Annotated in this window: 12 protein-coding genes; 11 read left to right on the top strand and 1 reads right to left on the bottom strand. The window is 67.3% G+C overall.

Features of this window, described 5'->3' with window-relative positions:
• The first annotated feature begins 170 nt into the window (after nucleotides 1-170).
• The 5 genes from metK to VF34_RS16885 all read left to right on the top strand — a co-directional run bounded on the left by metK (nucleotide 171) and on the right by VF34_RS16885 (nucleotide 6919).
• The gene (metK, locus tag VF34_RS16910) at nucleotides 171-1385 is read left to right on the top strand and encodes a methionine adenosyltransferase (protein ID WP_032372472.1); all 1215 of its coding nucleotides are present in this window, start codon (nucleotides 171-173) and stop codon (nucleotides 1383-1385) included.
• 156 nt (nucleotides 1386-1541) lie between these two features.
• Nucleotides 1542-3509 (top strand): primosomal protein N', encoded by a 1968-nt coding sequence (locus tag VF34_RS16905; protein WP_196249498.1) that lies wholly within the window; start codon nucleotides 1542-1544, stop codon nucleotides 3507-3509.
• Between the two features lie 513 nt (nucleotides 3510-4022).
• Nucleotides 4023-4442, top strand: a complete 420-nt coding sequence (locus VF34_RS25880; RefSeq protein WP_032372470.1) for a PadR family transcriptional regulator — start codon at nucleotides 4023-4025, stop codon at nucleotides 4440-4442.
• 87 nt (nucleotides 4443-4529) lie between these two features.
• Nucleotides 4530-5453, top strand: a complete 924-nt coding sequence (gene fmt / locus VF34_RS16890; RefSeq protein ID WP_032372469.1) for a methionyl-tRNA formyltransferase — start codon at nucleotides 4530-4532, stop codon at nucleotides 5451-5453.
• Nucleotides 5450-6919, top strand: coding sequence for an RsmB/NOP family class I SAM-dependent RNA methyltransferase (locus tag VF34_RS16885; protein WP_032372468.1), 1470 nt, complete (start codon nucleotides 5450-5452; stop codon nucleotides 6917-6919). The genes fmt and VF34_RS16885 overlap by 4 nt, the downstream gene beginning before the upstream one ends.
• Here VF34_RS16885 and VF34_RS16880 read toward each other — a convergent pair whose 3' ends face one another.
• Entirely contained in the window at nucleotides 6920-7309 is a 390-nt protein-coding gene (locus tag VF34_RS16880; protein WP_032372467.1) for an MmcQ/YjbR family DNA-binding protein, read from the bottom strand. It abuts the gene before it with no gap.
• Between the two features lie 36 nt (nucleotides 7310-7345).
• Here VF34_RS16880 and rpe point away from each other — a divergent pair, with 36 nt between their 5' ends.
• The 6 genes from rpe to VF34_RS16850 all read left to right on the top strand — a co-directional run bounded on the left by rpe (nucleotide 7346) and on the right by VF34_RS16850 (nucleotide 12025).
• A complete protein-coding gene (gene rpe, locus VF34_RS16875) occupies nucleotides 7346-8020 on the top strand; it encodes a ribulose-phosphate 3-epimerase (RefSeq protein ID WP_032365752.1) in 675 nt (224 codons plus the stop codon).
• Between the two features lie 38 nt (nucleotides 8021-8058).
• Complete coding sequence (gene ribD, locus VF34_RS16870) at nucleotides 8059-9051, top strand: bifunctional diaminohydroxyphosphoribosylaminopyrimidine deaminase/5-amino-6-(5-phosphoribosylamino)uracil reductase RibD (protein WP_045841913.1); 993 nt, start codon at nucleotides 8059-8061, stop codon at nucleotides 9049-9051.
• A complete protein-coding gene (locus VF34_RS16865) occupies nucleotides 9052-9663 on the top strand; it encodes a riboflavin synthase (RefSeq protein WP_027496999.1) in 612 nt (203 codons plus the stop codon).
• 87 nt (nucleotides 9664-9750) lie between these two features.
• Nucleotides 9751-11061: a bifunctional 3,4-dihydroxy-2-butanone-4-phosphate synthase/GTP cyclohydrolase II gene (locus tag VF34_RS16860; protein ID WP_045841912.1), complete on the top strand. Its 1311-nt coding sequence runs from the start codon at nucleotides 9751-9753 to the stop codon at nucleotides 11059-11061.
• On the top strand, nucleotides 11058-11555 hold the full coding sequence (ribH, locus tag VF34_RS16855; RefSeq protein ID WP_027497000.1) for a 6,7-dimethyl-8-ribityllumazine synthase: 498 nt from the start codon (nucleotides 11058-11060) through the stop codon (nucleotides 11553-11555). The genes VF34_RS16860 and ribH overlap by 4 nt, the downstream gene beginning before the upstream one ends.
• Nucleotides 11552-12025 carry a PH domain-containing protein gene (locus VF34_RS16850; RefSeq protein ID WP_027497001.1) on the top strand — a complete coding sequence of 158 codons (474 nt, stop codon included), beginning with the start codon at nucleotides 11552-11554 and terminating at the stop codon, nucleotides 12023-12025. Before ribH ends, VF34_RS16850 begins: the two co-directional genes overlap by 4 nt.
• Nucleotides 12026-12086: the final 61 nt, after the last annotated feature.

Below are 12086 nucleotides of genomic sequence, written 5' to 3'. Positions count from 1 at the left end.
GCACGATCGATGTCGTAGCAGCTAGCGTTCTGGGTACCAGGGCGACAGCGCCGTAAAGGTTTGCGTGGCTCCCACAGGGGCGATAACACCGAGGGAACATCAATTTTCGTGGAGTGCTCGGCCGGCATCAGCCGTCGGGTCGGGCAAGAACATGCGTCGAGAGGAAGTCCGTGAGCAAGTCCGGTAGTCGGCTTTTCACCAGCGAGTCCGTTACAGAAGGTCATCCAGACAAGATCTGTGACGCCATCAGCGATTCCATCCTCGACGCTCTTCTCACCGAGGATCCGCGAGCCCGAGTGGCGGTGGAGACGCTCGTCACCACGGGCCAGGTCCACGTCGCAGGTGAGGTGAACACCACCGCCTACGCCGACATCCCGAAGATCGTGCGCGAGAAGGTGCTCGAGATCGGATACGACTCGTCCGCCAAGGGATTCGACGGAAACTCCTGTGGTGTGAACGTCGCCATCGGCGCGCAGTCACCCGAGATCGCGCAGGGCGTCGACCATTCGCACGAGGCCCGCGTCGAAGGATTGTCCGACGACGAGATCGACCGTCAGGGTGCCGGCGACCAAGGATTGATGTTCGGCTACGCCAACACCGATACGCCCGAGCTCATGCCACTGCCGATTGCGTTGGCACACAGGCTTTCTCGGAGACTGACCGAGGTTCGCAAGAGCGGTGTGCTGCCGTATCTGCGTCCGGACGGCAAGACTCAGGTCACCATCGAGTACGACGGGGACGACGCCGTTCGTCTCGATACCGTCGTGATCTCGACGCAGCATGCAGCAGACATCGACCTCGACAACCTGCTCACTCCCGACATCCGCGAGAAGGTCCTGGGCTCGGTACTTGCAGAGCTGGACGTACCGACTCTCGACACCTCGAACGTCCGGTTGCTGGTCAATCCCACCGGAAAGTTCGTGCTGGGTGGTCCGATGGGAGACGCCGGTCTGACCGGCCGAAAGATCATCGTCGACACGTACGGCGGCATGGCTCGGCACGGCGGCGGAGCATTCTCGGGCAAGGACCCGTCGAAGGTCGACCGCAGCGCCGCATACGCAATGAGGTGGGTCGCCAAGAATGCGGTCGCAGCCGGTCTGGCCGACCGCATCGAGGTGCAGGTGGCCTATGCGATCGGCAAGGCAGCACCGGTCGGTCTGTTCGTCGAGACGTTCGGCACCGAGAAGACCGATCCCGCGCGTATTCAGGCGGCGATCAGCGAGGTCTTCGACCTCCGTCCCGGTGCCATCATCCGCGACCTCGACCTGCTGCGCCCGATCTACGCGCAGACGGCCGCGTACGGTCACTTCGGACGTACCGACATCGATCTTCCGTGGGAATCCACCGATCGCGCCGACAAGCTCCGGGATGCGGCAGGCCTGTAGGTCCCTCCACTCCGGCAGCGATGCTGCCGCACGTACCCTGTTCGCACCGGCTCGGTGCTCCCACGACGAGTGTGGGGTGACGATCGAGAAGGAGGTGCGGTGGCTGGTGTGACGCCGGTAGCGGCAACCGATCTGCCGATCGCGCGCATTCTTCCGATGCTTCCGCTGCCGCACCTCGACCGCGAGTTCGATTACCTCGTTCCCGAGGACGTCAGCGACGATGCCCAGCCCGGTGTGCGGGTACGCGTTCGTTTTGCCGGCCGGCTCGTCGACGGGTTCGTACTCGCCAGGCTGGCCGAGACCGACCATCCCGGTCGTCTCGGCTGGCTGGACCGGGTCGTGTCCGCCGAGCGCGTACTGACTCCCGAGATCGCCGAGTTGGTGTCGGCGGTGGCCGATCGCTACGCAGGAACGCGAGCGGATGTGCTGCGTCTGGCGGTTCCGGCTCGCCACGCACGGGTCGAGGCAGAGCCCCCTCCGGTCGTCGACGAGGCAGCAGAGCCGGTCGTCGATCGCACGGGCTGGGCGGCGTATACCCATGGCTCCAATTTCCTCGATGCCCTTGGCGAGCACCGTGTTCCGCGTGCGGTGTGGCAGGCCCTACCCGGCGAGGTGTGGCCCGCTCGATTGGCCGAATTGGCTGCCGTCACCGTGGGGAGCGGACGGTCCGCAGTGGTCGTGGTGCCCGACCAACGGGATCTCGATCGCCTGGAGGGTGCATGCGCCGCGGCAGTCGGGGCCGACCGTGTGGTGGCGCTGTCGGCCGGTTTGGGACCGGCCAAGCGGTACCGGCAGTGGTTGCGCTGTCTGAGGTCGGGCCCCGTTGTCGTGGTAGGGACACGCAGTGCGGTGTTCGCGCCCGTGTCGAACCTCGGCCTGATCGCGATCTGGGACGACGGCGACGACAGTTTCGCCGAACCACGCTCACCGTATCCGCATGCACGTGAGGTGGCGTTGCTCCGGTCGCACGTGTCGGGAGCCGCGGTCGTCGTCGGCGGACATTCCCGGACGGCCGAGGCCGAGGCTCTCGTCGATTCCGGCTGGGCCCACGACCTGGTCGCCCCACGTGAGCTGGTGCGTGAACGGCAACCTCACGTGGTCGCGCTGGCCGACTCGGACCACGCGCTCGCTCGGGATCCGGCAGCCCGGGTCGCGCGGCTACCGGCGATCGCTTTCGAGGCCGCACGTGCGGCGCTGAAAGCGGATACCCCTGTGCTGGTTCAGGTTCCACGCGCCGGTTATGTTCCGTCGCTGGCGTGTGCGAAGTGCCGCCATCCGGCTCGGTGTCGACGCTGCAACGGTCCGCTCGCCCTGCCCTCGGCTCCGGGCAGCGACGGCGCGGGCAGCCCGACGTGTTCCTGGTGCGGAATCGCCGATGCCGCACACCGCTGTACGGTCTGCGGGTCTCGCAACCTGCGCGCCGTGGTGATCGGAGCGGGACGCACGGCCGAGGAGCTCGGCCGCGCCTTCCCTGGCGTGCCGATACACAACTCCGGTGGGGCCACCGTCCTCGATACCGTGCGCCCCGGTGGTTCGCTCGTGGTGTCGACCGTCGGTGCCGAGCCGACCGTGGACGGCGGATACGGCGCCGCGCTGCTGCTCGACGGTTGGGCGCTGCTGGGCCGGGCGGATCTGCGTGCGGCAGAGGAGACACTGCGCCGCTGGATGACGGCTGCGTCGATGGTTCGGCCCGGGGCGGCTGGGGGACGTGTGGTCGTGGTGGCCGAGTCCGAGATCCCCACCGTCCAGGCCCTGGTGCGCTGGGATCCGCTGTGGCACGCGCGCAGTCAGCTGGACGAACGAGTCGAGGTTCGGTTTCCACCGGCCGTTCACGTGGCGGCGATCGACGGGACCACCGACGCGATCACAGCGTTGGTCGACAGTGCAGATCTGCCCGAGACGGTGGAGGTACTGGGTCCCGTCGATCTCCCGGACGGTCAACGCGCACCGGCAGGGAGCAGCGAGGACGGGTTGTCCGGAGACGTGCAGCGGCTGCTGATCCGGGTTCCGCGAAGCACCGGAGCAGCGCTGGCGCGAGCGCTGTCGACTGCGCAGGCGTCCCGAAGCGCCAAGAAGCTCGGCGCGGGCGTACGGATTCAGATCGATCCCATTCGGATCGGGTGATGGGCTTTCTCTGTCCTGTCGCGTTCCCTACGTCCAGATAGAGAGGCAACCTCAGGGCCTTGTCAAAGTTCTATTGCCGATATATCGTCGACTTGTTCAATCGATACTAAGGAGAACGAGATGAACTACGCATTCGAAGGCTTTGCACACGAATTCGGACGCCGCGGAGGTCCCCGGATGGGACTCGCAGGCAATCGGCACGGAGACCCGCGCCGACGTGGCGCGCCGTTCCAGATGTGGGTTGCGCAGGACGACGAGCACGGCCCGGCAGAAGACGGAGAACCAGAAGGCGGAGAACGACACGAGAGAGGTCGGGGAAGGAGAGGTCACGGAGAACACGGCAGACGTCGGGGAGGTCCTGTCGGGCGGGGGCGTGACGGTATGTGGCCCGGTGGTGTCGGGGCCGGCGGTTTCGGGCCGAATGCCGACTTCGGTCGTGGTCGGGGCCGAGGCGGTCGGGGCCGACGTGGCGATGTCCGCGCGGCGATCCTCCTGCTGCTCGAGGACCGGCCGATGCACGGTTACGAACTCATCCAGCAGATCGCCGAGAAGAGCAACGGAACCTGGAAGCCGAGCCCGGGATCGATCTACCCGGCCCTGTCGCAGCTCGAAGACGAGGGCTTGGTGCTGATCGACAAGGTGGCCGGCCGGAAGACGGCAGCACTGACGGCCGAGGGCAGGCGTCATGTCGACGACCATCGAGCAGATCTCGGCAGTCCTTGGGACGACGTAGCCGGTTCCGTCGGCGTCGATGCGCGTGATCTTCGGGCACTGATCGGACAATTGATGGGAGCTGCCGGTCAGGTGGCCGGAGTCGGAACCGTGCGTCAGGTCGACCAGGCAGCCGAGGTGCTCATCGAGGCACGCCGATCTCTGTATCGCATCCTCGCGGAGGACGCTTCCGACAGTTCCGACAGCACCGACGCGACGTGATCGTCGGTGCGGAATCGTCGCACGCTGCCGTGACTCCCTAGGATGGACAACCGACATCGTTTCGTCCATCCCAGGGAGTTGCCTTCAGTGCGCGTCGTCTTCGCCGGAACACCGGAACCTGCGGTCCCGTCACTCGCGCGACTGGTGGAGTCCGAACGGCACGAGGTGATCGCCGTGGTCACCCGGCCCGATGCCGCAGCCGGCCGTGGACGCAAGACCGTGCGCTCGCCCGTCGGAGTGTTGGCGGACGAGCACGGCATCCCGGTGCTCACTCCCGCGAGGCCGTCGGACCCGGAGTTCGTGGCGGCGCTGACCGACCTCGCCCCCGACGTGTGCCCGGTCGTTGCGTACGGCGCGTTGTTGCCGCAACAGGTACTCGACATACCTCGGTACGGCTGGATCAATCTGCACTTCTCACTGTTGCCCGCGTGGCGTGGCGCGGCACCGGTACAGGCCGCGATCGCCGCGGGCGACGACGTCACAGGCGCATCGACGTTCCTTCTCGACGTCGGGATGGACACCGGTCCGGTACTCGGTGTCACCACCGAACGGATTCGGGATTCCGACACCACGGGTGATCTGCTCGGGCGTCTGGCGTCGAGCGGAGCCCACTTGCTCGCCGCGACGTTGGACGCGATCGAGGACGGAACGGCGGCAGCGCTACCGCAATCCGAGGACGGTGTGTCCTACGCGAGCAAAGTGACAGTCGATGCCGCGCGCATCGACTGGACGAGATCCGCGGCATTCGTCGACCGACACATCAGATCCGTCACACCGGCCCCGGGCGCGTGGACGACCATCGGGGATCTCCGCGTCAAGATCGCTCCTGTTCAGCTGTCGCCGGACACGTTGGAGCCGGGAACGATCGACGTACGCAAGACCGGTGTACACATCGGAACCGGAACCGGCGCAGTCGTTCTCGGCGATATTCAACCTCAGGGCAAGAAGGTCATGAGGGCACTCGACTGGGCGCGCGGCGCTCGGCTGGACGATACGGCGGTGGCACGATGACAGAGCCCGACAGGCCTCGTAAGCGCGAGTCGAGCCAGCCCCGCAAGTACGTCAAGAAGTCACCGGGGGCACGTGGGCCCAAAGGGAACCGGCCGCCGCAGGGCACCGGACCCCGTGCGGTCGACGCGATCGATCCGGCACGGCGTGCGGCCAGAGACGTGCTCAAAGCGGTGCGGGAGCGCGATGCGTACGCGAACCTGGTGCTGCCCGGGTTGCTCCGCGAGCGCAAGTTGGATTCTCGCGATGCCGCGCTGGCCACCGAACTCGCCTACGGCGCATCACGCGCTCGGGGTGTGCTCGACGCCGTGATCGCACACGCGGCCGGGCGGCCTGCCGCAGAGATCGACGGACCACTGCTCGACATCCTTCGGCTCGGGGCCTATCAGCTGCTGCGCACCCGGGTTGCCCCGCACGCAGCCGTCGCCACGTCGGTAGATCTCGCCCGCTCCGAATTCGGTTCCGGCAAGGCAGGTTTCGTCAACGCCGTGCTGCGACGAGTGTCCGAGCGAACCGCAGCGCAGTGGGTCGACGAGCTGGCACCGGCGACGACGGCGGATCCGGTCGGTCACCTGGCATTCGAATACGCCCATCCCAAGTGGATTGCGCAGGCCTTCGCCGATGCGCTCGGAGCCGATGCCGGGGAACTCGCCGCGGTGCTCGAGGCGGACGACGCGCGTCCCTCGGTCCACCTCGTCGCGCGACCGGGAGAGATTTCCGCCGAAGAACTGGCGCTGATCACCGGGGGAGAGGAAGGTCCCTATTCGCCGTACGCGGTGCACCTCGACGGCGGCGACCCCGGCAAGCTCGATGCCGTCCGGGACGGACTGGCCGGAGTCCAGGACGAGGGCAGTCAGCTCGTCGGCCGCGCGCTGACGTTGGCACCGTTGCTCGGCGACGACGGTGGCAGATGGTTGGACCTGTGCGCCGGTCCGGGCGGCAAGGCCGCCCTGCTCGGTGCCCTGGCGGAGATCGACGGCGCACGGGTCGACGCCGTCGAACCGACCCCGCACCGCGCCGACCTCGTGTCCAAGACCACCAAGGACCTACCGGTGACGGTGCACACCGTCGATGGCCGCGAGTCCGGACTCGACGCGGGTTACGACCGCGTGCTCGTCGACGCGCCGTGCACCGGTCTCGGAGCGCTGCGTCGTCGCCCCGAAGCGCGGTGGCGTCGCCAACCGTCCGACGTGGCGGCATTGGTCACCCTGCAGAAGGAATTGCTGGCGGCAGCGATCGATCTGGTCCGGCCCGGCGGGGTGGTGCTGTACTCGACGTGCTCGCCGCATCTGTCCGAAACAGCGGCCGTCGTTGCAGACGCCGTACGCCGGTACGGCGTCGAACAGCTCGACACCCGCGCGCTCGTGCCGGGAGTACCGCAACTGGGTGACGGCCCGTCGGTGCAACTGTGGCCGCATCGGCACGGTACCGACGCGATGTTCATGGCGGCGCTGCGCAAGCCGGTCTGATCACCCTCCGGCCAGGAACGCCTCGGCCACGTCTGCGGGTGCGTACACCAGCCACCCGTCGACGAGGAGTTCGCGCAGTTCGTCGTCCTCGGCGTTGTCGACGTCGATCAGAACGGCAGAGAACCCGTCGAAGTGCGGGATCGTGAAGCACGAGCGCGGATGTGCGGCGAGGATGGCTTCCTTCTCGTGCAGGTCGGCAGTCCTGACGGCCAGGATCGGTCCGGCGGGCGGGGTCTCGTCGCCGAATCGTTTCAGGTCGGCCTTGCTGAACGGTCGTACCCACGCGAACACGTGCTTGCCGATGCCCCAGGCGGGATTCCCGTACCGAACGCTTTCGGTGACTTCGGGCAATTCGGCAAGGACGGCGCTCGCGGAGTCCATGGTGGCCATGTCGGCACGATACCGGCTCGACTAGGCTCACCAGTCGTGGTTTCCCCGATGATCGCTCCCTCGATTCTGTCCGCCGATTTCGCGCGCCTCGCCGCCGAAGCCGATGCCGTCGCGGGGGCCGATTGGCTCCACGTCGACGTCATGGACGCACACTTCGTCCCCAACCTCACCCTCGGGCTACCGGTGGTCGAGAGTCTGCTCAAAGCAACGAGCATTCCCCTCGATTGCCACTTGATGATCGAGGATCCGGCGCGCTGGGCCCCGCCGTATGCCGAGGCCGGGGCATACAACGTCACGTTCCACGCCGAAGCAACGGATGACCCCAGCGCCGTGGCGCGCGACATCAGGGCCGCCGGTGCGAAAGCCGGCCTGTCGGTGAAGCCGGGTACCCCGATCGAGCCCTACCTCGAGATTCTGCGCGACTTCGACACTCTGCTGGTGATGAGTGTGGAGCCCGGTTTCGGAGGGCAGTCGTTCATGCCCGAAGTACTGTCCAAAGCCAAAGCTGTTCGGGCACTTGTCGATTCCGGAGATCTACGCTTGGTGGTCGAGATCGACGGCGGCATAAACTCCGACACCATCGAGCAGGCCGCCGAGGCCGGCATCGATTGCTTCGTGGCCGGTTCGGCCGTGTACAACACCGCCGATCCCGCCGCCGCAGTGCGTGATCTCCGCGGCCGGGCCGCCCGCGCATCGCACCACCTGTCGTGACCGATGCCCCGGGCTCGGCCGTGTCGGTCGTCGAGGCGATGGCTCTGGCCGTCGACGCGTCCGAGGCCGCTCGGGGCATCAGCAGCCCCAACCCCGCGGTCGGTGCCGTGATCCTCGACGCCCGCGGCATCGTGGTGGGCTCCGGCTCCACCCGTCCACCCGGCGGCCCCCACGCCGAGATCGTCGCACTCACCGAGGCCGGCGACCGTGCGCGCGGCGGCACCGCGGTGGTGACACTCGAGCCGTGCAACCACACGGGCCGCACCGGACCGTGCTCGCAGGCTCTCGTCGCAGCCGGGGTCGCGTCGGTCGTGTTCGCGATAGCGGATCCGAACCCGCTCGCGTCCGGCGGGGCAGACACACTGCGGAACGCCGGGATTCGCGTCGAACAGGGCGTGGGGACGCGCGAGGTACAGCAGGGGCCACTGCGGGCCTGGCTGCACAAACAACGCACCGGACGGCCGCACGTCACTTGGAAATACGCCGCGACGCTCGACGGACGCAGCGCCGCCGCCGACGGAACGAGCCAGTGGATCACCGGACCCGAGGCGCGGGCGCACGTGCACGCCGAACGGGCCAAGCTCGACGCCATCGTCGTCGGAACCGGAACCGTACTGGCCGACGATCCACGGCTGACTGCTCGTCGCCCCGACGGCACCCTGGCATCGCATCAGCCGGTTCGAGTCGTCGTCGGATCGAGGCCCGCACCGGCGACCGCCGCGATCCGCGGTCCGGAGGCACCGACGGTGTTTCTGGACACACACGACCCGGCTGCGGTGATCGACGCGCTGAGCGAGTACACCGACATTCAGATAGAAGGTGGTCCGACTCTGGCAGGCGCGTTCCTCGCCGCCGGTCTCGTGGACCGCGTTGTCGCCTACATCGCACCTGCGGTGTTGGGGACCGGCCCGGCTGCGGTGGAGAATGCGGGGATCGGAACAATTGCCGACGCAATTCGGTTCCGCACGGAGACAGTCACCATGATCGGCAACGACGTTCTTCTGAGTGTCGTGCCCGAAGGAGCGAAGTAGATGTTCACCGGAATCGTCGAAGAGCTGGGCGAGATCGTGGCCAAGGACGAACTGCCCGACGCCGCTCGCTTCACCGTCCGGGGCCCGGTGGTGACCTCCGATGCCGGCCACGGGGATTCCATCGCGGTGAACGGAGTGTGTCTGACCGTCGTCGAAGTACTTCCCGACGGCGGATTCACCGCCGACGTCATGCAGGAGACGTTGAACCGATCGAGCCTCGGCGCTCTGGATGTCGGCAGTCGCGTCAACCTCGAACGCGCAGCGGCACTCGGTAGCAGGCTCGGCGGGCACCTCGTCCAAGGACACGTCGACGGAACCGGCACGGTAGCCGGACGCAGCCCGTCCGAGAACTGGACCGTCGTGCGCATCACCATGCCCACGTCGGTAGCGCGCTACGTCGTCGAGAAAGGATCCATCACGGTCGACGGTGTCTCGCTCACCGTGTCCGGGCTCGGAGTCGACGACGGCGGGCACTGGTTCGAGATCTCGCTGATCCCCACCACCCTCGACCTGACCACACTCGGCACGGCCGAGGTGGGTTCACCGGTCAACCTCGAAGTCGACGTCATCGCCAAGTACGTGGAGCGGCTGCAGGCGATCGACGCACAGTAAGTACTGTTGAAGTGCACGCAGGTAACGGTGCATCGGAGACATTTCCAGGGCGCTGAGCCAGGCCCGAGACCTATGGAGCGCACTTTCGTGACCAGGTTCGACAGTATCGAGCGCGCAGTTGCGGACATCGCTGCGGGCAAAGCAGTGGTGGTCGTCGACGACGAGGACCGCGAGAACGAAGGCGACCTCATCTTCGCCGCCGAGAAGGCCACCCCGGAACTGGTTGCCTTCATGGTCCGCTATACCTCGGGCTACCTCTGTGTCCCGTTGTCCGGTGAGGATTGCGACCGACTCGGCCTGCCGCCGATGTTCGCCACCAACCAGGACAAACACGGAACGGCGTACACCGTCACCGTCGACGCGCGAGAAGGTATCGGAACCGGTATCTCCGCCTCCGACCGAGCAGCCACGATGCGCCTGCTCGCGGACCCCGACACCGGAGCGAACGACTTCACCCGCCCCGGCCATGTCGTCCCGTTGCGCGCCAAGGAAGGCGGCGTACTGCGCCGCCCCGGCCACACCGAGGCGGCCGTGGACCTCGCCCGCATGGCCGACCTCCGCCCCGCCGGAGTCATCTGCGAGATCGTCAGCCAGAAGGACGAGGGAGCGATGGCGCAGACCGACGAGCTGCGGGTGTTCGCCGACGAACACGACCTCGCACTGATCTCGATCGCCGACCTGATCGCGTGGCGTCGTAAGCACGAGAAGCACGTCGTCCGCGTCGCCGACGCGCGAATCCCCACCAGCCACGGCACCTTCCGGGCCGTCGGTTACCAGAGCATCTACGACGAGGTCGAGCACGTCGCGCTGGTGCGCGGCGACATCTCCGGCCCCGACGCCGACGGCAGCGACGTGCTGGTCCGGGTGCACTCCGAATGCCTCACCGGCGACGTCTTCGGATCGTTGCGCTGCGACTGCGGCCCTCAGCTCGACGCCGCCCTCGAAATGGTGGCGGCCGAGGATCGCGGAATCGTGCTGTACATGCGAGGACACGAAGGACGCGGAATCGGCCTGCTGCACAAACTCCAGGCCTACCAACTCCAGGACGCAGGCTCGGACACCGTCGACGCCAATCTGCAGCTCGGTCTGCCCGCAGACTCCCGCGACTACGGAATCGGCGCCCAGATCCTCGTCGACCTCGGGGTCTCGTCCATGCGCCTGCTCACCAACAATCCGGCCAAACGAGTCGGGCTCGACGGCTACGGCCTGCACGTCACCGAGCGGGTGCCGATGCCGTTGCGCGCCAACGCCGAGAACCTGACCTACCTGCGCACCAAACGCGACCGCATGGGCCACGACCTGGTCGGCCTGGACGACTTCGAGCAAAATGACCCCACTGGCGAAAACGGTCATTCCGCAGGCTCCACTCCTGCCCGCGAGAACGGGGTCAACCCATGAGCGGCGACGGCGAACCCACCCTGCAGCTCGCAGGCGCGAGTGATCTGAAGTTGGCTGTCGTGGCCGGTCAGTGGCATCGGACGGTCTCCGAGGCGCTGCTCGCCGGTGCGCTCCGCAAAGCCGAGTCCGCCGGGGTACGCGACGTCACGGTCATACGCGTCGCCGGAGCCATCGAACTACCCGTAGTCGCCCAGGCCCTGGCTCGCACCCACGATGCCGTCGTCGCTCTCGGCGTGGTCATCCGCGGCGGCACACCGCACTTCGAGTACGTCTGCGATGCCGTCACAGCCGGCCTGACACGGGTATCGCTCGACGAGGGCACTCCGGTCACCAACGGGGTGCTCACCACCAACGACGAGCAGCAGGCGCTCGATCGCGCCGGTCTGCCCGACTCGTTCGAGGACAAGGGTGGGCAGGCCACCGCGGCCGCCATCGACACGGCCCTGACCCTCAAGCACCTCCGGCAGCCGTGGACGAATCAGGACTTCCAATGACGCGCGACGAATCCCCGTCCGAATGGGACATGGAAGTGAAGTCCCGTAAGTCGGCCCGGTACGCGATCGCTGCCGCGGTGTTGCTCGTCGTCGCTCACTCGACTGTCGCGGTGCTGCTTCGGGTGTCTCCGACCGGGGTCTACTTCAGGACCGCCGATCAGCTGGCGATGGCGGGAATAGGCGTGCTGCTGGCGGGCCTGGCCCTGCTGCTCACCCGCCCGCGCATTCGCGTCGGTCCGGCAGGTGTGGCGGTCCGAAACGTGTTCTCGGAGCGGATGATCGAGTGGGACCTCGTGCGCGGCCTGTCATTTCCCGACGGGGCGATGTGGGCCAGGGTCGACATCCCCGACGACGAGTTCATCAATGTGATGGCCATCCAGTCCAACGATCGTGAGCACGCCGTCGCGGCCGTTCGAAAGTTCCGTGCGCTCGAGCGCGAGTACGCGCCCGCTCGCGTCGATCAGGACTGACTCTCTGCCGCACGCTCTCGTGCACCGCTGCTGAGCTGGAGATGCGGAGAACGTCGGACCC

The organism is Rhodococcus sp. PML026, assembly GCF_000963615.1.
GTDB classification, from domain to species: Bacteria; Actinomycetota; Actinomycetes; order Mycobacteriales; family Mycobacteriaceae; genus Rhodococcoides; species Rhodococcoides fascians.
The sequence above is the reverse complement of the archived record's forward strand: the minus strand, read 5'-3'. Positions and strand labels throughout refer to the sequence as shown.